Consider the following 26449-nt stretch of genomic DNA (forward strand, 5'->3'; position numbering starts at 1 on the left):
CATTAAGAACCCAGCTAGATGCTGGGTTCTTTACGTTTACCTCTTAAGAGCAGCCTTCGACAAGATAGATTGCGGCTGGGATACCGATATCAATGCTTTCCACCTCACCTTTTAACAGTCTCTTATTATCTGCTGTCCACTCAGTCGTTTTAATCTTATAGTCATTAAGCTTTTGACCACCCTTGATATGATATTCAATTTGTAGAGGCAATTTGTCCTCTTTATTATCAAGCTCAATATTTTCGGCTGTTAATAACTCGCCGAGTTGGCTATCTTTTATTACCTTGAAATTAACATTAGCAATCAGACTATAGTAATCACCATCGACCGCATATTTATCGACCTCGTAAGTAAGGGCGTCATTATGCGCCTTCATAACGTCTGTGGCTGAATCACCGACATTGATACCTTTATAAAACGCTATGTTTGGATCCTGAATACTGATCAGCGCAACTTTATTATCTATAATCTGATACAGCACAGAGGCACGTTTACCATACTCTTTATCCACATAGCTCAGTGTTGGATTAATGACGTAATAGCACTGTTCGTTATCGCCCTCTGCTCTGGTCAGTCCTAGGTCACTTAACAGCTCTGGTGTAATGACCTGTCCAAAGCTGAGCTTCTCGTAACCTGACGGGCTTACGGTTTGCTCATCGAATAGACTTACTGCTTCTATAGCCTGTGTTTTATCCGTAGTGGTAGCATCTATTATAGGCGCTGGATTTATAGACGTCTCATCTTTCTTAGCCATACCTTTATCTGTAACATCAGTTTGCGCAATGGCGTCATTATTTGAAGATGAAGGTTGTGAGTCGCAGCCTGTTAATAATTGCGCAGTACCAATTAATAAAGTGGTGATTATTGCCATTTTAATTATCGGTAAGGGCGGTTTTTCATGAAAAGCTAGCATGGCTAAACTCCTAAATATAGACTATGCATACTAATATACGCCTCAATGGGAATACTCTAAACCGGCTTTTCTGTGTTTATTTTCGAGCAGCTGTGTCAGATTGAAACTGACGCCATAAAACGCATTAAATAGTCCGTTAATGATAGTCCGTTAAAAATAAAAGCGGTACGCTAAAAACAGCCTTCCACTGGTATAAATCTATTAATGCACAACCGGCGTACCTTCCGTGCTAAATGCAAAACCTTTGTTACTGAAGTTACCAATCATTACCGCTTCAATGACTGGTCTGACCGTTTCATCTATACCTTCGACTTCAATAATAAAATTCGCGCCCGAACCGCCTTTGTCTTCTTCTTTTTCGACAATATAATTTAAAGTTGCCATCGCTGGTAACTCAATGGTTTCTGTTAAGTATGACTTTACAAGCTCGCCATCAGTACCGTAATAATCTATCTTGTTAATATATAGCGATTTTTTTAAGGTCGTGTTGCGCACACTCAAGGTCGCTGACAGTAAAACCTTTCGATTGTCTCTATCGGTATAAATATCTGAATAAATCGGCACATAAAAAGTTTGTTTATAGCCAAATTGGCTGTGATCAATATTTTTTGAGGTTTTTTCAAGCTCTTTAATTGGGTCTTGATGCTTCTCTGAAAACATGACATTTGGGTCTTGTTTAGACTCATCACAGCCGCTAAACAGTAGCAAGCCAGCAATACATAGCACGGATATGCGGCACTTATTCATAACGTTATCCTCTATCGATTAGTGTACTTTAACCCCAACACTACGCAAAAACTGATTGATATGTTTGTTAGCACCGTAGACCACTAGCACATCGTCTGCTTCCAGCACTTGCTCGGGCGTTGCTAAACCCTGAATATCGGGCTTGCGTTGGGGGCGACCAAAGCTGTCTTCATAATGCTCATAGCGCATGGTACTTAGCAGTTTAAGATTAAATTTCTGTTCCATTTGTAAAGCCGCAATGGTTTTACCGATTAGAATATCTGGGATACTAATCTCAACGATACTAAAGTGTTCCGTTAAACTAAACGAGTCGACGAAATAACGTAGCGATAGCCGTTTTGCCCAGCGCATCGCTGATTCTTTTTCGGGATGAAAAATATCATCAACCCCAATCGCTTGTAAGACTTTTTCGTGCAGGGGGTTGATACTACGACTGATTAAACGCTTGGCTTTCAAGGTTTTAAACAGTGCCGTCGCCATCACATTTGCCCCTTGGTCTTCACCAATCGCCACCACGACGATATCTGTATCCATAATCGGTAGACCATTGACCGTATACTCATCGGTAGCATCCATGCAAATGGTATGGGTGATAAGCTCTTTATAAGCTTCGACCTTTTGCATGCTGCTATCGATAGCAATGACCTCATGACCTTGGCTGGTCAGCGCCATACCGAGCGAGGAGCCAAAACTTCCTAAACCTGCGATGATATATTTCATAATATTCCTTGTCACTTATGCAATCGTAAATGCAGCAATTGTGGCGATGCGTCATGATTAGTTAATAGTAATCTCTTCGGTTGGATAACGATAGTTACGTTGATGCCTGTTTTTAAGTAGGGCAACAAAAATAGTCAACATGCCGACGCGCCCAACAAACATAATCACTGAGACCACAAGCTTGCTAAAGGTCGATAAATCAGCGGTTAAGTTTAAGCTGAGACCTACGGTGCTGTATGCCGAAAAACATTCAAAAATAACTTTAATCAAATCAAGCTCGGGCTGATCGTAACTGATGAGCGTCACGCCCAGTCCAATGACCAATAACGACAACCACATAATCGAGAATGCCCGACGAATAGAGATGTCGGCGATCTCACGTTGGAATACTTCAACTTTGGTCTGACCGCGCGCTAAGCTCAAGGTATTTAAGACCGCAATAGCAAAGGTGCTGGTTTTGATGCCGCCGCCTGTTGAGTTCGGGGACGCCCCAATCCACATCAAAAAAATGGTCAGCATAATGGTCGGGAATGCCAGCGCGTCCATATCCGCAATATTAAATCCTGCCGTACGCGGGGTCGCAGCCGTAAATAACCCCGTGATGACCTTGCCATAAAAACTGCTATGCTCAGCCAGTATGCCGTTATATTCAAACATCAACACCCCAATCAGCCCGATCAGCAATAAAACACCAGAGGTAATCAAAGTGATACGGCTATTAATACTTAGCAGCCACGGCTGATAGCCATAACGCGGATCATGAGGATGGAGCGCCCTTTGGGCACGATGACGTAAATAGCGCAGTAGGTTGACGACAATGATAAAACCCATGCCACCAAATAAGAAGGTAGTACTGATAATCAGCTGTAACGGATAATTAAAGCGTAGCGAATCATCATATAAGCCGGCACTAAAGGTAGAGAAGCCTGCATTACAAAAGGCGGAGATGGCATGAAAGACTGAAAAAAATAGTCGTTCAGAGAAGTTCATACCGGGTAAATCATAAATGCTGATATAAATCAAAATGGCTGCCAGCGCCTCAACGCCAAAGGTGACATATAAAATAGACTTTAAGGTCGTGACCATATCGCCTAAGCGCCGTGAGAAAGTCATTTCACTGATACTGAGCTGGGTCTCATAACTGACGCCACCTTTAAAAAAGTAGCTAAAATAAGTCACAAAGGTCAGAATGCCAAGCCCGCCAATTTGAATCAGCCCTATGATAATCACTTGCCCAAAAGTAGTGAAACGCGTTGCCGTATCTACCACAATTAGCCCGGTGACGCAGACCGCGCTGGTAGCAGTAAATAGCGCATCAACAAAGGATATAGGCTCAGTGGTCGCGTTGGGCATCATCAATAGTAAAGCCCCAACCAATACCACTGATAAAAAACTCAAGATGAAAAACTGACCGGGATTTAAAAAGGCACGATTAAGACTAAAGTTATTGTCGGATATTTCACGAATGAAAGTGACAAACACGGCAATCTTAATAGCAATAAAACCATCAACCGGCATCGATAGCCCTGAACGCGCTAATTCAGTGAAATGTACTGCTAGTAAAACCAAAATGGCCACACTGGTTACTAAATCAAAAACGGCCACTTTATTTACAGACAGCCGTGTCTTTGCGCGCACATAGCGCCAAACCGTGGCGACAAACCCTAATAAAATGATGGTTAAGTAGAAAAGGTGAAAAATATGCTGTAGCCAAGTTGATAGTGTAAAGCCACTATCGATTAGGGCAACCCCGACTCCGATTAGACTAATAAAAATAGTGAGCTTATTCAATAACCGGTACGGTAGGGCTGGATGCATAGCCTAATTCCATGAAAGGAGTAACGATAATACTTATACTCCTTTTTTTAGCCATGCACTAAGATTGGTTTTAAATAATCGTAACCAGTCATGACAACTGACTTCTGCCGTCAAATCTGTACAAACAAACTTGGGAGATTTTAATCAAGCAGCTTGACGATAATAAACAAACCATATCTGTCTTGGCGATTTATAGCACTGTAGTGGCATAATAAATTCGGACAGCTAATAAAAGCTCAACGATTAAAGTTTGTGCCAATCTTCAATCGCTTTGTATCCGGTTTCTAGTCCAACATCAGTAGTGCCCGCAGTGACAGTTCGTGAAGTACGCTTTTATAAAAACCAATCATTTTAACGTCATACATGATGAGATAATAGTTCGGTTTAATCTTTGTACATAGCTGTCCTTTGCGTCCCCTCTTCTGTGACAATATTAGCATCGACAGCAGACTGACATGTCATCGTATTGTCATCTTGCCTTAATCAAAGTGTCATAATTGCTAGCTACACTACCGACCTATGCAAGACAAGTAATTAAATTGTTAATTATAAGTGATTGGATTGGTTGATATGTTAGAGCTCAGAGGTGTGACTAAAAAATATGATGGCAAAGTTATCTTTGAAGATATTTCACTCAAAATTAATAAGGGCGAGATCGTCTCGATACTAGGACCTTCTGGATGCGGTAAGACGACTTTATTACATATTATTTTAGGTTTGACTGATATTAATGACGGTCGGCTGGCCTATAACGGCGAGGATATTACTCGTGTACCGATGAGGCAAAGAGGCTTTAATATCGTCTTTCAGGATTATGCTTTATTCCCAAATCTCAATATCAAACAAAACATCGAATACGGTCTACGTAACAATCCCAATGTCAGCACGCAACAAGAAGTCGATGAACTGGTCGACTTACTTGATATCAAAGCCCATCTCAATAAGCGTATCAGTCAACTGTCCGGCGGTCAAAAGCAGCGAGTAGCACTCGCGCGCACCTTGGTTATGAAGCCTAAAATCCTACTATTAGATGAGCCATTATCTGCGCTAGATGGCGTCATTAAAGAAACCATCAAAGAACGTATTCGTGAGATTTCAATACGCTATCAGCTGACCACATTAATCGTCACACACGATCCCGAAGAGGCTATGACGCTGTCTGATCGCATCCTACTGCTATCGGATGGCAAAGTGGCGCAATTCGCCAAACCTACTGAGATTATTCGTAATCCTGCCAATGACTTCGTCAAAAATTTCATTCTTAATCAGCTCAATATTAAGCGTCGAAATATCTTAAGTTTATTTGCAGACGATACCACGCAAGTCGATCCTTTAAGTAAATACACCCAAAGCCAGCACTACGGTCAGGATGATGCCGTTGTGGGTCATCGCTATGCCAATGCTAGTAGTAGTAATGCTAGTGCTATCAGCGACAGCAATAAGAAAAAAGAAAAAGATGCCGCTATCAGTTAATGCTAACTAGAAATACCGTGAATGAGAGCCTTTGACCATTTGATCGTCTTGGATAATTATGAAACTCAGCAATCCACCACTCGTAAAAGTAATTTGGCTATTTGTTAGTATTTTATTTATCGCCTTTATGTTTGTGCCATTAGTCAAAATGTTGGCACTGTCCTTTAATGTCGGCGATGGGCTTGGACTAGAGAACTATACCAGCATTATTAGTACGGATAGCTTTAAGCAAATCATGCTCAATAGCTTCTCTGTCGCGACGATTAGCGCGCTCAGTGCCACACTACTTGCTTTTGTTTTGGCGTATACCGTGCATTGGACCAACCTGCCCAAAGGTTTTAAACAGTTCATTAAGCTTGCCGCTTTATTCCCTATGCTACTGCCAACGGTGACTTACGGCTTTGCCATTATCTACACCTTTGGTAAACAAGGGTTACTGACTCAGATTATTGGCTTTCAGCTGTTTGAAGAAATATACGGTTTTTATGGGATGTGGCTTGGTTATACCATCTACACCTTGCCCATTGCCTTTTTATTACTCAATAATACCTTTCAGTATTTGGATAAAAAGTTCGTCATTGTCTCAGAACTAATGGGGGATTCTCATCTTCGCCAATTTGATATAACCGTAATTCGGCCTTTGATTGGCACCTTCGCAGCAGCATTAATTCAATGTTTCTTTTTAGCCTTTACTGACTTTGGTATTCCGGCATCAATAGGCGGTCAATATAACGTTATTGCCACTGAGCTCTATACCCAGATACTCGGGGCGTCTCCTTCCTTTGAAAAAGGAGCGGTAGTCGCGCTATTTATGCTTATTCCATCGGTATTGAGTATCGCCATATTGTGGTATGTCGCACGCTTTAACATCCGCTACGATTCGGTTGAAAAAATTGATTTGCCTAGCTCAAAAATAAAAGACCGAGTTTTAGCGGTGATATCTAGTGTTATTTTAGCTTCACTATTATTGGTGTTTGCCGTGATATTTATCATCCCATGGATTAAGTCATGGCCTTATCAGATGGAGTTTAGTACTGAGATCGTCAGCAAGGCTTTAGAGTCTGCCAATCTGATGCGAGTCTATAAGAACTCATTACTTGTGGCGGTATTGACAGCGGTTTTTGGTACCTTAATTACTTACTTTTCGGCTTTATTATACGAGCGCTCAAACTTATTCAAACTTGGCAAATTCAGTATTGAGAGCTCAGCATTGGTGACCAATACAGTGCCTGGGATGGTCGTTGGTATCGCCTACCTCATGGTATTTTCAGGCTCAGCGGTCGCCAACACTATCTTTATTATCGTGATAAGCAACATCATTCACTATTTCTCTACTCCTTATCTTATGAGTAAAAACGCGTTGTCGAAAATGAACTTAGGCTGGGAGACGACCGCTGGTTTATTGGGTGATTCATGGTTTACGTCACTACGCCGCATTGTCATTCCCAATTCATTTTTTACCTTGATTGAAGTGGCTTCGTTTTACTTTATCAGCGCTATGGTCACGATCAGTGCCGTCATCTTTATCTCTGGTGCCAAAACCATGGTGTTAACCACCAAGATTGTCGAATTGCAGCATTTTGCACGTTTTAATGAGATTTTTATCTTATCGCTTATGATATTGGTGACCAATATTTGCGCACTGATTCTATTTGCCATTATCCGTCACATTCATAGCAAACGGTTTTATGGTACAACGAAAATAACTGCCGAAACGACTGTTACAGCAACGGCTGCTTAATCTATCGATAACTTTTATATCAGCCGTTTTTCAATAACTAACTTTTTAATAATTTAAATCTCAACAAAATATATAGGATAAATGATGTTTTTATTTAAGACGTTAATGGTGAGTCTTGCCTGCGGGATCATGTTGGCTGGTTGTAGCTCGCCGTCTATAGAGGGAAATAGTAGCAGTAATGTAGAAGAAGTGGTCATTTATAGCAATGCCGACCAAGAGGCGGTAGCGGTCATTCAAGATGTCTTAAATGAAGCAGGATATGAAGGTCAATATGTCTTTCAATCGTTTGGCACCGGCGAGCTGGGTGGTCGTTTATTGGCTGAAGGTAATAATATTGAGGCGGATATGGTCACTATGAGCTCGTTTTATTTAGAGAGCGCTCAAGCCAAGCAGCCGATGTTTAAAGAGTTAACCTTTGAAGTAAAGCCGCAAGTAGCTGTCCCAAAGTACTATGCGCCAATATTAGGCTTCACTGGTGCCATCATCTTAAATACTAAAGAGATGGCAGCGCAAAATCTGCCTAGACCGACCAGTGCCAAAGATTTGGCAAAGCCTATCTATAAAAATAAAATTGCGATGGTTGATCCAAATGGCTCATCAACTGGTTGGTTATTTATTCAGGACATTACTGCTACGTATGGCATGGGTGCTGAAGGGCAGCAAATCATGAACCGTATCCGCGAAAACGCGGGGCCAAACTTAGAGCTATCAGGGTCAGGGCCAATCAAAAAAGTCATGGCGGGTGAAGTACCCATTGGTTTCGGTTTGCGTCATCAAGCAATCGCCAACAAAGATAAAGGCTTACCCATTGATTTTGTCGATCCTAGTGAAGGTAACTACACTTTGACTGAGTCGCTCGCGGTGATTGATAAAGGCGCTAACACCAATCCAAATGCGATGAAAATGGCCGAAATTATCGTTAAAAATGCACGACCCAATCTGCTAAAAATATATCCAAACGTGGTCTATGAGGGCGAAATGGTTCCATCTGAGAATCAAATAAAAAATAGCAAGATTTACAGTGAACCGCTAACGGCTGAGCTACTGGACAAGCATCGGGGGTTTTTTCATGGGCAAGCCAGTCAGTAGAACCTGCTAGTAGAAACTACTGTTTAAGTAAGCTATCTACTCATATTTTTATATCATATATAAGCACTTTCTAAATAAACTTTACACTTCAAACATAACTTTTAAGAAGAATAATTATTATGAAATTAATGACTGAGTTATCTGACAAACCATATGATGTGGTCGTCGTCGGTGGCGGTATTGTTGGTCTTGCCAGTGCCTATGCGGCGGTTAAAAAAGGTCTGAGCGTGGCGCTGGTAGAGCGTGAGTCGCAGAATAAGGATGCATCCGTTCGCAACTTTGGCTTTGTCACCGTCAGTGGTCAACGCCGTGGCGAGCATTGGCAACGGGCAATGCACTCACGTAATATCTGGGCAGAGATTGCCCCACAAGCAGGTATCGAGGTTGAGCATAGCGGTCTGCATATGCTTATCCAGCGCCCTGAAGCAATGAGCGTCGCTGAAGCATTTTTAAAGACGGAAATGGGCGAATCGTGTCACCTATTGAGTCAAGCTGAAATAAATGAGCAAGCCCCTTATCTCAAAGAGGGTTTGGGTGTTCTGTATAGTCCTCACGAGCTTAGAGTCGAGTCAAATACTGCTATTGGTAAATTAGCCCACTGGTTAAATCAATCGCAGGGTGTTGATTTTTACAATAAAACAGCGGTTCATTCTATTGAGTTACCCGTGGTTCATACCAGTCGCGGTACGCTGCATGCTAGGTATTGCGTCGTTTGCCCTGGATCTGATTTACATAGCTTATATCCGGATACCTTAGCGCAGGCCAACGCCACACTCTGTACCCTAAATATGCTGCGCGTCATGCCTAAGACCTCCTTTAAATTAAACGCTGCAGTCATGTCAGATTTAAGTTTTGCTCGTTATGATGGCTTTGCACAATTACTTGAAGCCAAAGGATTGATTCATTTGTTAGATGATATCCAGCCAGCTGAACGCAAAGCTGGCGTGCACTTAATCGTCGTCCAATCACTGGATGGATCACTTATCATTGGTGACAGCCATGACTATAGCGACAAAGAATTGCCGTTTAGAGATAGTTATCAGGACGATTTGATTCTCAAAGAATTTCATCAAATAATGAATGTTGGTGAGGTAGACATTATTCAACATTGGTCAGGGGTTTACCCTAGTGCAGAAAATGTGGTATTTAAAGCCTCTCCGGAAAAAGGCGTCGTCGTCGGTAGCATCACTAGCGGCACAGGTGCATCGACAGGATTCGCCTTTGGTGAAGAGTTAATCAACTTAGTATTGGAGTCAAAATAATGGGTACAAATATCAATAATATTAAAGCGCAATTCGACACTATTAAGCTATGTGTCTTTGATATGGCAGGCACTACCGTTAATGAAGATAATTTAGTCTATAAAACCGTACGTGATGCCATTAATCACACCTTACAAGAGGCTGGGCAGACTGATACGCAAGTCAATTTGGCTATGTGTCTAGAGTTCGGGGCAGGCAAAGAAAAGCGTCAAGCGATTAGCGATATACTTAACGAGCGGTTAAAAAATGATAATACGCTTGCTGTTGATATAGAAAAATGGACAGATGTGGCTTTTAATACATTTAAAGCAGCCTTAGCACCAGCCTATACTCAAGAGACGGTGAAGACCTTCGATGGTATGCTTGATTTGTTTGACAGTTTAAAAAATTCAGGCAGAAAAGTCGTTCTTAATACCGGCTATGATTCTACAACCGCCAATAAGATTTTGACTATCTTAGGATGGTCAGTAGGTCACGAGATCGATGCTTTAATTACAGCAGATGATGTGGAGAATGGCCGTCCTGCGCCAGATATGATTACCCTTGCAATGGACAAGTGTGGCATTGCAGATCCACAGCAAGTTTTGAAAGCTGGTGATAGCGGTATTGATATTGAAGAAGGAAAGAATGCTAACTGTGGTCTATGTATCGGGGTGTTAACCGGCGCGCAAACTAAAGGGCAGCTTGAGAAATATGCACCTGATATTGTGTTGAATAAACTTACAGATTTGGCTGAATTAATATAAAAGTAGCAAGTTTTCTTTTATTTAACTCACTATATCCTGCTTTAGAAAACTCTAATTAAAGAGAACGCCCCAGTGAGACTGGTTATCAAGATTTAGGCGCTTGAAGACTCATGACAATTACAGTAATTATAACAATTTCATTGTTTCGCAATCGGTGTATAGTCGATTCACTTTAAAAATAATACAGTATTGCTGGTATGAATTTTTTGAAGCCTCTGTCTGGCGCAGTGCACAGCAAGCGAGAAAAACTTATACCAGCACAGTGTTGTGACAATCGTAGGTATTTTATTTTGAACTGACTATGTTAGATAGCGCATCACTATAAATAAGCTGATATTGGACATTCAATAATCTTAAAAGATTATTTTATTATTTACAGAACAGTAAAGCAGTACTCTTTATTCTGCCTCTTTTTCTGCGAGTCTATCACTCGCAGATTTGTCTTCAGCAACGCCCGCTTTCCAATAGGAAAAAGCATATAACTCATCTTTCGACCACTTTTTCTCGCCTTTCAGATAGTGGCGGATGGCTTTAACTGACGAAAATTCGCCAGCGACATAAGCAAATCGGCTTAGCTCAGCACTTGGTAGGGTGAGAGACTTGAGCGTATCAGCTAATTGACTGCCTTGCATAGGATGTGAATTGTGTAGCCATGTCATCTCAATATTGGCCGAGGTTGGCAAATCCTGTTCATCTTCTTTACTGTGAACCTCGATGACGCATTGCCCTGTCGCAGTGTCAGGCAGACTTTCCAGTATTGACCCAAGTACCGGTATAGCGGTAGCATCACCAACGAGTAGAAAGTGATCTGCTGCCGGATAAAGTGATTTCTTTTTCGGGTTCATAAGCACACCGAGCTCATCGCCAACTTGAGCATGTGTTACCCATCCTGAGGCAGGCGCCTCATCACCATGGGCAACAAAGTCAATCCAGATGTGTTGTTTTTCGATGTCCACACCACGGTGCGTATAAGTACGTTTAGTAAAATTAGCTTGGTCATCTAGATCAAGTGCTTGGGTTTTATCTACAGGTATGAGTAGTTTGTTATTTGCGCCAACGGTCATGGTGGCAATGTTGGTAATAGTATCTGGCTGCCCTGTGAGATAGACGCGAATGTAATGCGGGGTAAGCACTTGCTTATCTGTAACCGTCATTACTTCTCGTACTGGTTTTTGATTTATTATATTAATTGAAGTGTTATTCATATATTTTTTCCACTAGTTTGACTATTCTTAACATTGTCGATCATGTTACGGCTGACACGAAAAAATAATGTCAGCTCGGCGGTCGTTAAATTTTGAGTAAGTTGCTTTCTAGCCCAATCTTCTGCTGCATCAAGCTTTACCATCACACCTTTACCTTTAGCGGTCGGCTGTAGCAACTGGCTACGACCATCTAATGGATTATCTGTCTTAAAGATTAAATCAGCTGCCAAAAGATCATTCAGCGCACGGGTAATTTGGGCTTTATCACGCTCTATTCGTTTAGCAATAGACTGTGTGGTACTTTGTAAATCATGACAGACGCATTTCAAGGTTCTAATGTGGGTGACTGATAATTCAAGTTCTTGACGCCTGATACCTTCACGCAGTAGATTGGTATAGATGTGCATCAATTGGTGTAATGTTTCACTTAATAAATTATCCGGCATAGAAATCTCTTTATTTAGTTGACACCAGCAACTATATAAAAGATGATTGACTGTGTCAACTAGGTAGTTGAATTGTTGGTAAGTAGCGACCTACGATTACTGCTAAATAAAAAAATATAAGAGGATTGAGGCGGTTTTTCATCGTCTTCAAGAACTTAAATACGATAGACTGGCTTTTTTAAGAATAGCAGCTGACACAAACTAACGCTTCAAAGCACTGAGCAGAGCCAGTATCATAGCGACATTAAATGACCCTAAATTATTTATTGATACCATAAAAGGAAAATACAGTGTCTCAAGCTCAGCCAAATATCAAGCAAGTGCTCAACCTTAGAAAAGAACAAAACACCACGTTAAAAAACCTCACGATCATGGGTTACCTAGAAGGCACTTCTTTTTTATTATTGATCGGCATCGCTATGCCTCTAAAATACATGATGGGCATCCCAGAAGGGGTGAAATACCTCGGTATGGCACACGGTATATTATTCATCGCCTACATCGTAGTACTTATTGGCGCTGCTATGAGAATAAAAATGCCTCTTTGGGCCATACCAGCGGGCGTACTTGGCTCATTCTTACCGTTTGGCCCGTTTATATTTGACCATTTTTTGAAAAAAAGCTTAAAGAAAAGCGTGAAGAAAGAAGCCTAAAACAAGCTCTGCTGCCGATGATATAAGCACACCTAATATAGGTGTGCTTACCTTGTTTAAAAAGCCGTGTCCATTAATCTGCTTGGTCAGTTTCATGCATATAAAAGCCTAACGTATTCATCAGGTTGGTTTTTTAAGATAAAATACCCCCACTACTTTTTTATTGTCATAATTTTAAATGATAGGAACAATCGAAGTTTTTTAGAGCATACCCCAAAAATGACAATAAAAAATCCAACTCTAAACGCTTAATTTTAACGTCTAGAATTGGATCGATAACACAATGATATTTACTGGTTAAGCTAATAATCAGATTTCTGATTGGTCTATCATGCGTTGGTAACTCTTCTTTATTGTCAGCGGTATTATTGCCGTTTTCTTTTACATTAGCTTCCAGCTCTTTAGGGTTTTATCATCCAAGAACCTAATAAACATTACAATAATAGCTTTTTCACAGACTTCAGACTCATTTTTCATTCTTCTTTTTAGCTTGTTTTTTCTTATCAGACTTATCTTTCTTATCAGACTTATCTTTCTTATCAGACTTATCTTTCTTATCAGACTTATCTTTCTTATCAGACTTGTCCTTCTTATCAGACTTGTCCTTCTTATCAGACTTGTCCTTCTTATCAGACTTGTCCTTCTTATCAGACTTGTCCTTCTTATCAGACTTGTCCTTCTTATCAGACTTGTCCTTCTTGTCAGACTTATCCTTCTTGTCAGACTTATCCTTCTTGTCAGACTTATCCTTCTTGTCAGACTTATCCTTCTTGTCAGACTTATCCTTCTTGTCAGACTTATCCTTCTTGTCAGACTTATCCTTCTTGTCAGACTTGTCCTTCTTGTCAGACTTGTCCTTCTTGTCAGACTTGTCCTTCTTGTCAGAATCTAGAGTATTTTTCTTAGAAGATTCTAATAGATCACTATCCATATCTTTGTTATTTAAAGAATTATTTGACATAATTTTCACCCTTATTTATAACACTATGTAGAATATCTTGATACTCGATACTATGTCAGTGCTCTTATCTAGTCAATGTATCGATACAAATATACATCTTAAAGCGCTACTCTATTAACGTGATTTTTTATCTAACAAATAGACTTATGGTCAATCGACTGCTGTTAAATAGCTTATTTCAAAGTAGTTTTTTCAACCAGATCCCATTAAAAAGATTAACGATATTTAATTACCAAATATTCAACAATATATGACATCGTCCATATTTTGCCGAGTAGATTATTATTAAGCGTCTCTATCATTATCTTATATTTCCTCTGTCGGTGATTCCGTCATTTTCACTCCACCATAGGTGACCAATATCACACCGAGCGCTATCAATGAAGCACCTAAAAACAGCCCTTCTGGTGGGGTTTCGCCTTGTAAGAAAATAGCGACAGGTACACCGACAACTGCTCCTACCGAGCCTAATAAGCTCAACAACACTGGACCACCCGTTTTTTGTAGTAAGAACAGTAGTAAAAACTGACCAGCAAAGACGAACGCTTGCACGATGATTAAACAAAGCGGTAAAAGCTCGGCTATCGGAACAGTAAGTGAGTAACTAGGAATGATACTGACTAGGCCAAGTAACCCTGAAGCGGCTATCAGCATACCGGGAGCGAGCGCGGGGGCAGAGAGGTTGTTTGGCCAATACAACGTTCGATAGATATTGCCAATGGCCAATAAAACAGGACCACAAAGAGTTAAAACAATCCAAAACACACTCGCATCTGGTGCAGAAAACTTACGGGCCGCCAATACCCCTGCCCCAGCAAGAGCCGCGACCACGCCAAGCGCGCGAAGCTTGGTAAATTGCTCTATCCGAAGTACGATTGCTGCAAGATAAGTAAGGAGCGGCGGCAAGGAGATAATTAAAGCAACAAAACCTGCACCGACATGCGGAATCGCTGAGAAAAATATTAAGTTGGAAGCTGCAATACTTACCAATGCTGCAATCGAATAATACCTGAGAATAGGCTTATTTAAAGGTGGTAACTCGTGACGTAGAAGCGCATAAGTGAACAAAATGAATGCAGCACCCGTGATCGACCAAAAGAGAAATGCCAGTGGCGTCAAACCAATCTCGCCTGCATATTTTGCTAAATTGGTAGAAATGCCGATTAAGGCGCCGCCTGCCAATAAACAAAGCAAAGGAATAATCCATGCTTTCTTACTGCCAAAAACCTCTTGCTGTGCTGACGCACTCATAGCTTATCCTACTTTTAAAACCGTCTTATTATGATAAATAAGCTAAATTACTGCTCACGCCAATGTAACCACAAACGCGTATCCAGCTCCAACTGATGATAGTCCGGTTCCATATGACAGCACAGCTGATAAAAAGCCTTGTTATGCTCTTGCTCTTTAAAATGTGCCAACTCATGCACGACAATCATACGCAAAAACTCAGGCGGCGCTTCTTTGAACAAGCTTGCCACCGTGATGCTATTATGCGATTTGAGTTTACTGCCTTGCACGCGAGACTGATAAGTATGAATACCCAGTGCATGTTTGAGCACGGTAAGCTTACTATTATAAGTCACTTGGGTCAGCGAGTTACTTTTACGCATATACTGACTTTTTATATCATTGATATACTGGTATAGCGCTTTGTCGCTTTGTATCTGGTGTTTATCTGGATAATTTTTATTCAAATAATCGCCTAATCTGCCACTACTAATGAGCATGGCGGCTTGGCTTTGAATTTGCTCAGAATAATGAGCAATATATTTTAATGTGGTCACTTTTTTATCCTTAATATCTTACCTTTTACATTGTACGTTATTAATATTTTTTTGCTCTGATAGATAATGCCCGTTCTATTATGCAGCGATGGTTTTTATTTTCAAATAAACGATATAGTCGATACACTCTCAAAAGGATAGCAGTAGCAGGTGATTATCGGCATATTAATTTTATTTTGTATTGTCTGTCTCTGGCATTGCTGGCGCATTTCATAAAACCATGCAATAGGATACCGACTTTCAACGCCATAACCGCTGATTTTGGATGGATTACGACTATATTTATAATTAATCTCATAATAAGGTTGACAGCCTGTAGCTACTTGGCTAAAATGTGCCCCACATAACGCAAACAAGACAAGCAATTGTGCTTATTAAAGCCTTTGTAAAACTTGTCGTTATGACCATCTATTCTCCAATAGCTCAGTTGGTAGAGCAACGGACTGTTAATCCGTGTGTCCCTGGTTCGAGCCCAGGTTGGAGAGCCATATACTAAAAACCTTCATCATTCATTTGATGGAGGTTTTTTTATGGTTGACGTTTTTGGCTTTTACTGTTGCACGATTAATATGGTTATTAATGCGGCTACGGTGTCCTTTTAGCTACTTTTGTTGTATGGTAAAGGCAGATGTAACCAAGTCGGCTTTGCTTGAGTGCTTTATCCCTACTCACTAATAGTAATGGTTTATTATGATACCTGTACGTATAAAAAATAAGTTTTCTGATCATCCGCAAAAAATCATGCGCCCTGTCAGCATTCGCCTATCTGAAGAGATGATTGAGCTTTTAACAGCAACTGCATCAGAGCTCGGCTTTAAGCGTATTCAAGGTTTGATTCGACTGTATATTCGTCAAGGTCTCGATCGCGATCATCAAGATTATACGCTCGCACATGATGAGGTTTTTATTGAGACATTGCGCAAAAAAGGTGTGAGCCAACGCATTATTGATGAGGCGATTGTCGTCACCCATAATAACAATATCACCCATCCATTGTCTGAGCTACAAGACAATAAGTAGCTTTTAAACGTTTAAGCAATCAATGCTGTCAATATTAATAAAGACTAAGTTAGCCTAACGGCGCTTGGTCTTTTTTTTGCAACCTGCAATAATATCTTGGACTTGATTCACTTGCGAAACCCGCTGCTCTTTTTTAAAGTAAGCTCCTTTATTGCTATCTTAAAAAATCCAACTTCAAAACCACTTACTCTTACCTCACAAAGCCTCATCTCAAAAACCTAATATTGTATTTATCGATAAATAAACATACACAACCCTTAGACGCGATAGATTAAGATAGCAGACATTACTATCTATACAGGTTTACAAGGAGGTATCAGATGATTGGTTTATATAAACGTTTAAATAAAGCTATATTCTTGACGCTAACTTTAGCGATGCTGCCTGTCATCAATGGCTGCTCACAGCCGCAAACTGACCCCACTAAGCAGACCATACCGACCAACTCTGATCAATGGCAACAGAAACTGGGAAATACTTTTGAGCGTTTACCTGAAGGTGATAGGCAGCTTTTAAGCCGCTATATGCTGCGTATGAAACTCAGCGGTGCTTATGAATCAGGTGCTATGCCGCGTATCACCATTAAGCAAGCCTTGGTACAACAGCGCGAATATGAGCGCCGACATCCAAACAATCCAACGGGTAAAAAAAGTTCGATTGTGACCAGTCAACATGCTGAAAGTGCTAATGTCCAAAATTATCCGATCGCCCTACTGCCGGTCAAAACTAGCGATAGCGATAGCTTAAACCAAGTGAAGCTCCACTTTATGCTTTCAAATCATGGCAAAGTGGCTATCGAAAGCTTCAAAGGCACACTGACTATGAAAGAAGAGCGGCTGACCAAAAGTAAAAGTTTTAATGTGCCATTGACGCAGTTCGAGCCACCTATTGAGCCTGAACAATCGGGCAAAATAATAATCGACAGCAGTATTGAAGATATCAATGTCATGCGTGCCATTAAAAACAACACAGGGATAAGTATTGATATTAGTGAAGGTAAACTGGTTTTAGTAGATGGACAGGAAATTGAGTTTGATGAGTCGTTAATAAAATAAGAGGTATGATTCAGATAATTTATAAAAAGCATCATAAAAAAAGCCCCAATCATTGCTGATTGGGGCTTTTCGAATTTGGCGGAGACGGAGAGATTCGAACTCTCGAAGGGCTATGAACCCTTGTCGGTTTTCAAGACCGGTGCATTCAACCGCTCTGCCACGTCTCCATTTGTGCATCATTATAGCGATCTGAAATGAGAATGCAAGCAGTAATCTTAAAAAAGTTAAATTAATTTATTAATAGCTTTTAATTTCTTGTCTAAGACTTGCTTGAGGCAAGATGCAAGCACATATCTAGCATGCGATTAGCGTAGCCCCATTCATTGTCATACCAAGCAAAAACCTTATGCTGCTCACCTACTTGCATCAGCTGTTGACCATCAATGATGAGCGATTCAGTCTGATGAATAAAGTCACTTGAAACCAATGGCTCATCGGTATAAGCCATAATATTTATCAAACTACCCTCACTGGCAGTTTTCAGTGCGTCTCGAATAGCCTCAATACTAACGTTTGGCGTATCGAACACGAAAGTCACATCAATGGCCGCCACATCAATGGTTGGCACGCGGATAGAGTGACCATTTATCTTACCTACCATATTAGGCAGCACGCGCTCCGTAGCAGCGATACTGCTTGAAGTCGTCGGAATAATATTATAACCAGAAGCTCGCGCACGCCTTAAGTCACGATGCGCTTGATCAAGTACGGTTTGATCGGCAGTCACTGCATGAATCTCGGTCATCATAGCCGATTCAACACCAAATGCCTTATCAAGGGTATCAATCAGCGGTACCAATGCTTGCGTGGTACAAGAGACGCTCGATATAATCGGCAAATCACGCGTTAAGGTGTCGCTATTGACGCCCATCACGATACAAGCATCGACATGGTCAAAGGGAGCAGCACCGATAATTACTTGTTTAGCACCCGCCTCTATATGCAAGCTTGCCTGCTCGTATGAGCGATAATTTCCAGTACACTCAAGCACCACATCGACCTGCAAATCTTTCCATGGCAGTGTTGTCGGGTTTTCTCTTGATAATAAACGGATGCAGTAAGTGAGACTGTTTTTGGTTAAGCACAGCTGAATGTCGTTTTCTGCCGCTGCACAAGGTTTTTGCTGACGATCGGTGATGCCATCTTGTACGATATCAGCAGTAACGCCCAATCGACTCAAGCGTCCATGCGTGCTATCGAACCTGAGTAGATGCAATAACGTCTCAGCCGGTGCTAAATCATTAATCGCCACCACATGAATGGCGCGTCCTAGTACCTCAAAGCGTTCTAGTAGCGCGCGCAGCACATTGCGACCAATGCGACCAAAACCATTGATAGCCACTCGTAAAGGCTGAGTCTGGTCACTGGTCGTATGAAACCCTGCTGTAGCAGGGTTAGATGTCAAACGGTAAGTAGCACTAGAAAAATCAGGCATAACAAATTATCGCTATAAGATATAAAAAAGAATTGAGCGCTGCAAGTTCAACGCTAAAATGGAGTACAACCAATAGAATACTAACGGAACTTAAGACTTCTTATACAAATGATTTGTTAAATGCTATGGCGTAATAAAAATCAGTGCCAAGCGAATCGTATTATAGTCAATACTCTGCTTTAGATGATCATATATCGGACGTAGCTTAATACTGCCATCATCATTAAAATCGTTTGGATTATTAGCGACTTTAATCGCTACATAGGCATTGCCAACCGCCGTCATCACCTCGTCCTCTGGACGCAGATGATCACAAGCCAAGCTTGGATCTTGAGATTTTAAGTCACCAATATGGCGCATAATCGTTGATTGTGAAAGCTGCCGTGCTTGAGAAATTTCCGCAATAGACAAGCTTTCCTCTAATAACAGCCGCGTCGCTAATAATGTACTGTCCGACTTATCAGAAACTTGATTGCCCAATTTCTGTTTTTTATCTATTTGAGCTTGCTGCTGTTCGCGGCGCTTTTTTTGTAGGTTAGCGTAGGCATCAATTATTGACTTGCTTAATGTACCGCCTGATTTAAGAATGAATTTCTCATGCGCCTGCGTCATACTCTCTTCATCAAGCATAGCATAGTTGGCATCTGCTTCATCAGACAACACTAAAAACCGCTTATCTGCACCGCGTGCTAGTGGATCAAGCTGCAAGCTCATGTCATTCATACCTAGCAGCTGCAAACCTGCTAGCGACTTAAGTCGTGATAGTGCCACATAACCCTGCCCAAGCTCAAAGGTACGTGACAAGTCAATTTCAGCGGCATCAAGCGTCATACCTTGCGACTTATGTATGGTAATTGCCCAAGCCAGACATAATGGCACTTGCTCATAGCTCGCCAGCACATCACCCGTTTCATCTTCGATGATCCACTCTTCAGGCTCAGCAATGACCTCGCGTCCTGAATTGAGCCTAACCACTGGCATTTTTTGTGTCGTTGGCTGTTTAGCTTTTGGCTTCTCTTTACCTTTTTTGGCTTTTTCTTTTGCGCTTTTATTATCTTTAACTGTATCAGTACTGTCATCATCCTCTGCTATCAAGGCATCACTATTGTCTTTACTATCATCAACTTTGACAGCTGCAAAGCCAATCAGCTCGCCCATGGTGCCATTGGACACACCAAGTTCGGTATTGTTTTTAATAAACATCACCTTTGAGCCAACTTTGAGAGTCAAGTCATCTTGAGTACGTACGGTCTTTTTTAGTGTCTCAACCAGCTTACTGTCACCAACAGACGTGGCTTCAAAGCGCATCATCTCACCAGATAACGCAGTCAACTCTTTATCATTAATTTTATTAACGTTGAGATTATGCGTATATAGCCGTGTGCGTTTGATATCAACATCTTGATCGTAAGTAGCTTCTAGAGCAGCTATCGCCTCAAAAGTCACTTCTTGACGACGGATTTGATTCAGAATATCGTCCAAATCAAGCCCGCCATTGGCCGCTTCGCTCACTTGACGATGTTGCTCCGATAAATAGCAAATATGAAACTTAGCATCGAGCCAAGCTTCCGACATAAAGGCAAACTTCTCACGATTGCTCTCGCCCTTACTACCAATCGGTGGTAACTGAAAAAAGTCCCCTGCCACCACCACTTGAATCCCACCAAAGGCTTTGTCATTCTTACGCACATGCTTAAGCACTTGGCTGACCAGATTAATCTGCTTGGCATGCAGCATTGATATCTCATCGATGATAAGTACTGCCGTATCTTTTAATCGGTCTGCCAAAAACTGCTTACGTGATAAATTGCTCAAATCACGATCAGACAGCTCATCTTTGATACCGATACCCGACCAGCTATGAATGGTGGTGCCGTTCATATGCGTCGCGGCGATTCCAGTACTGGCGGTGACGGCAACAGGCACACGGCGTGCGCGCAGGTAATCAATATATTGGTTGAGAGTATAAGTCTTACCTGAACCTGCTGAGCCAGTCAAAAATACATTTTGACCTGTTTTTAAGATATCAAGAGCAGAAGATTGACGCATATATCCAAACCAACCAATAGTATAAGAAAAGAAAGCTGCCATGATTAAAGGGTTAACCATAACGAGCTAAAAGTATTTGACCACAATTATAGCAGCTACATCCGTTTTGCAAACCACTTTAACCACAACAGCTCACATAACTTTAAGTTATGTGATACAAAATATATCATTATAAAAAGTCATTATCACTCTGCCTTAAAGCTCAGTACGATAGAGTGGTAGCTTGGTCAGGACGACCAGACATTTATTCTTAAGTCATTTATTCTTAAATAGCCATAATACACAACAAGGAGTCGTTAATGTTATACGCCTATCCCAATACTGAAAACAGTCCCGTCCAATTCCGCAAAAAATATGATAACTTTATCAATGGTGAGTGGGTTGCGCCAATCGATGGTGAGTACTTTGATAACTCGAGTCCAATCGACGGTAAAGTATTCTGTCAAGTTGCGCGCTCTAAAGCTGCTGATATCGAAGCAGCGCTAGATGCCGCTCATGCCGCCAAAGACGCTTGGGGCAAAACCAGTGTCGCCGAACGCTCCAAGATGTTGCTCAAGCTTGCCGATGGTATCGAAGCCAACCTTGAAAAAATCGCTATCGCCGAGAGCTATGAAAACGGTAAACCCGTACGTGAAACCCTCGCCGCTGACATTCCAATCGCCATTGACCATTTACGTTACTTCGCTGGCGTTATCCGCGCGCAAGAAGGCGGTATCAGCCAAATTGATGAAGATACGGTTGCCTATCATTTTCATGAACCTCTAGGTGTCGTCGGTCAAATCATTCCTTGGAACTTCCCTATTTTAATGGCAATTTGGAAAATTGCTCCTGCCCTTGCAGCTGGTAACTGTGTCGTCCTCAAGCCAGCCGAGCAAACCCCTGCTTCTATTTTGTACATGCTTGACTTAATAGGCACCGCGGACATTCTACCGAAAGGCGTACTTAACGTCGTTAACGGCTTCGGTGTTGAAGCCGGCAAGCCAATTGCTTCCAACCCGCGTATCGACAAAGTTTCCTTTACTGGTGAGACCACCACTGGTCGCTTAATCATGCAATACGCCAGTGAAAATATCATTCCAGTAACGCTAGAGCTGGGTGGCAAAAGTCCAAACATTTTCTTTGCCGACATCATGGATGAAGACGATGACTTCTTAGATAAAGCGGTTGAAGGCTTGGTTATGTTTGCGCTGAACCAAGGTGAAGTCTGTACTTGCCCATCACGCGCGCTCGTGCACGAAAGCATCTATGATGAATTTATGAAACGCTGTATCGCCCGCGTTAAAGCCATCAAAATGGGTAATCCGCTCGACACAGAAACCATGATCGGCGCCCAAGCCAGCTCAGATCAGTTAGAAAAAATTCTTTCTTATCTTGATATTGGTAAAAAAGAAGGTGCAAAAGTCCTAGTAGGTGGTGAGCTCGCCAAACATGATGGCGACATGGCAAACGGTTACTATGTACAGCCAACCATCTTTGAAGGCACCAATGATATGCGCGTGTTTCAAGAAGAAATCTTTGGACCTGTGCTTGCCGTCACTACTTTTAAAGACGATGAAGAAGCAATGGCTATCGCCAATGACACCTTGTATGGTCTTGGTGCTGGCGTATGGACACGTAACGGCACTCGCGCTTATCGTTTCGGTCGTGGCATTAAAGCCGGTCGTGTTTGGACCAACTGCTATCACCTCTATCCTGCCCATTCGGCATTTGGCGGTTATAAGCAGTCTGGTATTGGTCGCGAGAACCATCTAATGATGCTCGATCATTATCAGCAAACCAAAAACATGCTGGTCTCTTATAGTCCTAAAGCGATGGGGTTCTTTTAAACCTCTCTTTCAAAGCACTTTATGGCAAGACTATAAAGTGCTCAATTGGTGTTTGCATAGCATTATAACTTAAGCAACAGTAATGAGGAAAAAGTAAAATGAGTGATAAAATGAAAGCGGCCGTTTTACATGAGTTCGGACAACCATTACAGATTGAAGAAGTAGATATTCCGACACCAGGTGCTGGTGAAATTGTGGTCAAGATGCAAGCATCAGGCGTTTGTCATACTGACTTACATGCCATTGAAGGAGACTGGCCAGTAAAACCTAGCCCACCATTTATTCCTGGACATGAAGGCGTAGGCTTGATAACAGCTGTTGGCGAAGGCGTTACCCACGTCAAAGAAGGCGACCGCGTCGGGGTTCCTTGGTTGTACTCTGCCTGTGGCCACTGTACGCATTGTCTAGGCGGCTGGGAAACCTTATGCGAGAAGCAGCAAAATTCTGGCTATTCGATTAACGGTAGTTTTGCAGAATATGTTCTAGCCAATGCAAACTATGTCGGCATTATCCCTGAAAGCGTTGACTCTGTTGAGATTGCACCCGTTTTATGTGCAGGTGTCACTGTCTATAAAGGTCTTAAAATGACCGACACCAAGCCAGGCGATTGGGTCGTCATTTCCGGTATCGGCGGACTAGGTCATATGGCAGTTCAATATGCCATCGCGATGGGTCTCAATGTGGCTGCGGTCGATATTGATGATGATAAACTTGCATTTGCTAAAAAGCTGGGCGCAAAAGTCACTGTTAATGCAAAAAATACTGACCCTGCTGAGTATATACAACAAGAAATCGGCGGTGCTCATGGTGCACTAGTGACAGCAGTATCGGCAAAAGCTTTTGATCAAGCGCTTGGTATGTTACGACGCGGCGGTACTTTGGTTTGTAATGGTCTACCAACCGGTGAGTTCCCAGTATCAATTTTTGATACTGTTTTGAACGGTATTACCATTCGTGGCTCAATCGTTGGTACTCGTCTCGACTTACAAGAGTCGCTAGATATGGCGGCGGCAGGCAAGGTAAAAGCCACCGTTGCCGCTGAACCACTTGAGAATATCAATGATATCTTTGAACGTATGCGTAATGGTAAAATCGAAGGTCGCATCGTCATTGACTATAGCATGTAGTTTTTTCTTATGACCTTGGCTTAAGCCAACATTGTCTTAGACCACACTAAGTACAAACCATAAGTCGTATCGTTTTCACTCACATGTTATAAATGATGTGAATGAAAATTATACGGCTTTTTCTATTCTTATTTAGTGTAGTCGTAAGCTATGCTAATTATTTTAAGTGAAAAACCTTCTACAGCTATATTTTAATGATAAGGAAATCATTATGAAAGTCACGGCGACAGAATCTTGTAAAGAACTGATCGAACTATTGAAATCTAAGCATGGCGAGTTGATGTTTCATCTATCAGGTGGCTGTTGTGATGGCAGCTCGCCGATGTGTTATCCATTAGGCGAGTTTAAAGTGGGCGGTCAAGACGTGCTCATTGGTGAGCTCGCTGGCTGTCCGTTTTATATGGGCAAGCCGCAGTATAAGCTATGGCAACATACTGATTTAACCATCGATGTAGTCAACGGACGCGGTGCAAGCTTTTCGCTAGAAATACCCGAAGGTAAACGCTTTATAGTACGCTCAGAAGTTTGTGCGGTATAACGTCATATTAAATAACGACAAACGTAAACCTAGCTTCGCCGCACTGTTCTGCTATATTATGTTTTGATAAAGACACGCTCTAGTCATTTTTATTTTGTTATTTCAGCAAAATAATAGATACTGTAGAGCGTAACCTATTTTAACAAGCGCCTTTTAATAAGCATGGATGCTACAAGGAATATAAAATGGAATTTGAAGCAAGTTTTGATTACGTCATCGTTGGCGGTGGTTCTGCAGGTTGTGTACTTGCCAGCCGCCTTACAGAAAACCCAGATATCAGCGTTTGTTTATTAGAATACGGTGGCGACGGTAAAGATCTTGCTATACGTGTACCTGCCGGACTGATTTTGATGGTACCGGGAAAACCGCTTAAATTAAACAATTGGTGTTTTCATACCACGCCGCAAACGCATCTTAATAACCGCCGCGGCTTTCAACCACGTGGGCAATGCTTGGGCGGCTCATCCGCCATTAACGCGATGATTTATACGCGCGGCAGTGCGCTAGACTATGAACACTGGGTTGAACAAGGCTGTAGCGGTTGGGGTTTTGATGATGTGCTACCCTATTTTATCAAATCAGAAAACAATATTCATGGTGGCGATGATCTGCATGGTGATAGCGGACCCCTACATGTCAGTGATTTACTCAGTCCACGCGACATCTCAAAAGCATTTGTAGAAGCGGCCGTTGCCAATGGTCTTGACCGTAATGAGGATTTTAATGGCAAAAAGCAAGACGGTGCAGGACTGTATCAAGTCACGCACTTTCATGGTGAAAAACAAGGTCAACGCTGCTCTGCCGCTGCCGCTTACCTGCATCCGGTACAAAGCCGACCAAATCTAACCGTTATTACCCATGCGCAAGCTAACCGCGTTATCATTGAAGACAAACAAGCGACTGGTGTCGTCTATGAAAAAGATGGCGTTGAACATACCATTATGGCGCGTCATGAAGTAATATTATCAGGCGGTGCTTTTGGCTCGCCTAAAGTCCTAATGTTATCAGGTATTGGACCTGCTGAGCATTTGCAGTCTCACGGCATCGATGTGGTGGTAGATGCGCCCGAAGTTGGGGGTAATCTACAAGATCATCTGGACGTCGTATTTGATTACGAGGTGAATACCACCGATGTCATCGGGGTCGGCATGGCGACTATTCCAACCCTAACCAAAAGTATTCGACAGTGGAGAAAGGATGGTACAGGCCTCTTGTCTACTAACTATGCGGAAGCGGGCGCATTCTATAGCGTCGGTGATGATCCAAAAGAATGGCCAAATACTCAGCTACACTTTGTCATCTCTCGTGTCATTAATCATGGTCGTGATATCAAACGCGGCTTCGCTGTTTCTTGTCACACCTGTTACCTACGCCCTGAAAGTCGCGGCACGGTCAGGCTTGACTCTGCCAATCCCTCTGACGCCGTATTGATAGATCCAAACTATCTCTCTGACCCCAAAGATGTAGAGTATATGGTAGCAGGCGCGGAGCGTGCGCGAGCAATCATGCAAGAATCGCCAATGGCCAAATATATTACCGAAGACTACCCTGCTCCTTATATCGAAAAAGACGGCATGCTGGGTTATATTCGTAATAGATCAGATACTATCTATCATCCTGTCGGAACTTGCCGTATGGGTTCAGATAACGATTCAGTGGTCGATTTAGAATTAAAGGTGCGAGGCGTCAGTGGATTACGAGTGATTGATGCGTCAATAATGCCGACATTAATCAGTGCCAATACCAATGCACCAACGATTATGATTGCCGAAAAAATAGCAGACCTTATCAAGGCAAACCACATGAATAAAGAGCCAGTGTTTGCTTAGAACCCGTTG

23 protein-coding genes and 2 tRNA genes are annotated in these 26449 nt (G+C 41.9%); 13 read left to right on the forward strand and 12 right to left on the reverse strand.

The genetic code is table 11. The features are described 5' to 3' along the window. Positions 1-43: 43 nt before the first annotated feature. The 4 genes from EPB74_RS06295 to EPB74_RS06310 form a co-directional block, all read right to left on the reverse strand. Positions 44-913 carry a hypothetical protein gene (locus EPB74_RS06295; RefSeq protein ID WP_274903385.1) on the reverse strand — a complete coding sequence of 290 codons (870 nt, stop codon included), beginning with the start codon at positions 911-913 and terminating at the stop codon, positions 44-46. A 201-nt stretch (positions 914-1114) separates the two neighbouring features. Beyond that, complete coding sequence (locus tag EPB74_RS06300) at positions 1115-1660, reverse strand: DUF3124 domain-containing protein (RefSeq protein WP_089553924.1); 546 nt, start codon at positions 1658-1660, stop codon at positions 1115-1117. Positions 1661-1678: 18 nt separating this feature from the next. Beyond that, a complete protein-coding gene (locus EPB74_RS06305; protein WP_274903387.1) occupies positions 1679-2380 on the reverse strand; it encodes a potassium channel family protein in 702 nt (233 codons plus the stop codon). Positions 2381-2437: 57 nt separating this feature from the next. Beyond that, positions 2438-4198, reverse strand: coding sequence for a TrkH family potassium uptake protein (locus EPB74_RS06310; protein ID WP_274903388.1), 1761 nt, complete (start codon positions 4196-4198; stop codon positions 2438-2440). Between the two features lie 570 nt (positions 4199-4768). On the opposite strand from EPB74_RS06310, the gene EPB74_RS06315 reads away from it, so the two are divergent. The 5 genes from EPB74_RS06315 (at position 4769) to EPB74_RS06335 (ending at position 10509) form a co-directional block, all read left to right on the forward strand. Continuing rightward, entirely contained in the window at positions 4769-5671 is a 903-nt protein-coding gene (locus EPB74_RS06315; protein ID WP_274903390.1) for an ABC transporter ATP-binding protein, read from the forward strand. Positions 5672-5729: 58 nt separating this feature from the next. Continuing rightward, positions 5730-7412 carry an ABC transporter permease subunit gene (locus EPB74_RS06320; protein ID WP_274903391.1) on the forward strand — a complete coding sequence of 561 codons (1683 nt, stop codon included), beginning with the start codon at positions 5730-5732 and terminating at the stop codon, positions 7410-7412. Between the two features lie 84 nt (positions 7413-7496). Next, positions 7497-8501: an ABC transporter substrate-binding protein gene (locus EPB74_RS06325; RefSeq protein WP_274903393.1), complete on the forward strand. Its 1005-nt coding sequence runs from the start codon at positions 7497-7499 to the stop codon at positions 8499-8501. A 119-nt stretch (positions 8502-8620) separates the two neighbouring features. After that, positions 8621-9763: a TIGR03364 family FAD-dependent oxidoreductase gene (locus EPB74_RS06330; RefSeq protein WP_274903394.1), complete on the forward strand. Its 1143-nt coding sequence runs from the start codon at positions 8621-8623 to the stop codon at positions 9761-9763. Then, the gene (locus tag EPB74_RS06335) at positions 9763-10509 is read left to right on the forward strand and encodes an HAD family hydrolase (protein WP_274903396.1); all 747 of its coding nucleotides are present in this window, start codon (positions 9763-9765) and stop codon (positions 10507-10509) included. Before EPB74_RS06330 ends, EPB74_RS06335 begins: the two co-directional genes overlap by 1 nt. 398 nt (positions 10510-10907) lie before the next feature. Here EPB74_RS06335 and EPB74_RS06340 read toward each other — a convergent pair whose 3' ends face one another. Together EPB74_RS06340 and EPB74_RS06345 are read right to left on the reverse strand one after the other, a co-directional pair. Next, entirely contained in the window at positions 10908-11714 is an 807-nt protein-coding gene (locus tag EPB74_RS06340) for a siderophore-interacting protein (RefSeq protein WP_274903397.1), read from the reverse strand. Then, positions 11711-12160 carry a MarR family winged helix-turn-helix transcriptional regulator gene (locus tag EPB74_RS06345; RefSeq protein ID WP_274903398.1) on the reverse strand — a complete coding sequence of 150 codons (450 nt, stop codon included), beginning with the start codon at positions 12158-12160 and terminating at the stop codon, positions 11711-11713. Before EPB74_RS06345 ends, EPB74_RS06340 begins: the two co-directional genes overlap by 4 nt. A 290-nt stretch (positions 12161-12450) precedes the next feature. On the opposite strand from EPB74_RS06345, the gene EPB74_RS06350 reads away from it, so the two are divergent. After that, the gene (locus tag EPB74_RS06350) at positions 12451-12813 is read left to right on the forward strand and encodes a DUF3817 domain-containing protein (RefSeq protein ID WP_274903399.1); all 363 of its coding nucleotides are present in this window, start codon (positions 12451-12453) and stop codon (positions 12811-12813) included. A 466-nt stretch (positions 12814-13279) separates the two neighbouring features. Here the strand turns inward: EPB74_RS06350 and EPB74_RS06355 are convergent, their stop codons facing one another. The 3 genes from EPB74_RS06355 to EPB74_RS06365 form a co-directional block, all read right to left on the reverse strand. Beyond that, entirely contained in the window at positions 13280-13774 is a 495-nt protein-coding gene (locus EPB74_RS06355; RefSeq protein WP_079692323.1) for a hypothetical protein, read from the reverse strand. A 306-nt stretch (positions 13775-14080) separates the two neighbouring features. Then, on the reverse strand, positions 14081-15025 hold the full coding sequence (locus tag EPB74_RS06360; RefSeq protein ID WP_274903400.1) for a DMT family transporter: 945 nt from the start codon (positions 15023-15025) through the stop codon (positions 14081-14083). 47 nt (positions 15026-15072) lie between these two features. After that, positions 15073-15561 (reverse strand): M48 metallopeptidase family protein, encoded by a 489-nt coding sequence (locus EPB74_RS06365; RefSeq protein WP_274903402.1) that lies wholly within the window; start codon positions 15559-15561, stop codon positions 15073-15075. A 412-nt stretch (positions 15562-15973) separates the two neighbouring features. On the opposite strand from EPB74_RS06365, the gene EPB74_RS06370 reads away from it, so the two are divergent. The 3 genes from EPB74_RS06370 to EPB74_RS06380 all read left to right on the forward strand — a co-directional run bounded on the left by EPB74_RS06370 (position 15974) and on the right by EPB74_RS06380 (position 17636). Further along, positions 15974-16049 (forward strand) — tRNA-Asn (locus EPB74_RS06370). Between the two features lie 202 nt (positions 16050-16251). Further along, positions 16252-16581 (forward strand): CopG family transcriptional regulator, encoded by a 330-nt coding sequence (locus EPB74_RS06375; RefSeq protein ID WP_079692326.1) that lies wholly within the window; start codon positions 16252-16254, stop codon positions 16579-16581. 320 nt (positions 16582-16901) lie between these two features. After that, positions 16902-17636: a hypothetical protein gene (locus EPB74_RS06380; RefSeq protein WP_274903403.1), complete on the forward strand. Its 735-nt coding sequence runs from the start codon at positions 16902-16904 to the stop codon at positions 17634-17636. A 76-nt stretch (positions 17637-17712) separates the two neighbouring features. On the opposite strand, the gene EPB74_RS06385 is transcribed toward EPB74_RS06380, so the two are convergent. The 3 genes from EPB74_RS06385 to EPB74_RS06395 form a co-directional block, all read right to left on the reverse strand. Beyond that, a tRNA-Ser gene (locus tag EPB74_RS06385) sits at positions 17713-17803 on the reverse strand. A 92-nt stretch (positions 17804-17895) separates the two neighbouring features. Continuing rightward, on the reverse strand, positions 17896-19071 hold the full coding sequence (locus EPB74_RS06390) for a type I glyceraldehyde-3-phosphate dehydrogenase (protein WP_274903405.1): 1176 nt from the start codon (positions 19069-19071) through the stop codon (positions 17896-17898). A gap of 123 nt (positions 19072-19194) precedes the next feature. After that, a complete protein-coding gene (locus tag EPB74_RS06395; protein WP_274903407.1) occupies positions 19195-21120 on the reverse strand; it encodes an AAA family ATPase in 1926 nt (641 codons plus the stop codon). Between the two features lie 299 nt (positions 21121-21419). Here EPB74_RS06395 and exaC point away from each other — a divergent pair, with 299 nt between their 5' ends. From exaC to EPB74_RS06415, 4 genes are all read left to right on the forward strand, one after another. Next, positions 21420-22946: an acetaldehyde dehydrogenase ExaC gene (exaC, locus tag EPB74_RS06400; RefSeq protein WP_274903408.1), complete on the forward strand. Its 1527-nt coding sequence runs from the start codon at positions 21420-21422 to the stop codon at positions 22944-22946. A 98-nt stretch (positions 22947-23044) separates the two neighbouring features. Continuing rightward, positions 23045-24073, forward strand: a complete 1029-nt coding sequence (gene adhP, locus EPB74_RS06405; RefSeq protein WP_274903409.1) for an alcohol dehydrogenase AdhP — start codon at positions 23045-23047, stop codon at positions 24071-24073. A 211-nt stretch (positions 24074-24284) separates the two neighbouring features. Further along, on the forward strand, positions 24285-24611 hold the full coding sequence (locus EPB74_RS06410; RefSeq protein ID WP_079692331.1) for a DUF779 domain-containing protein: 327 nt from the start codon (positions 24285-24287) through the stop codon (positions 24609-24611). 185 nt (positions 24612-24796) lie between these two features. Continuing rightward, complete coding sequence (locus tag EPB74_RS06415; protein ID WP_274903410.1) at positions 24797-26440, forward strand: GMC family oxidoreductase; 1644 nt, start codon at positions 24797-24799, stop codon at positions 26438-26440. The last annotated feature ends 9 nt before the right edge of the window (positions 26441-26449 follow it).

The organism is Psychrobacter sp. DAB_AL62B, from assembly GCF_028895345.1.
Classification (GTDB): Bacteria; Pseudomonadota; Gammaproteobacteria; order Pseudomonadales; family Moraxellaceae; genus Psychrobacter.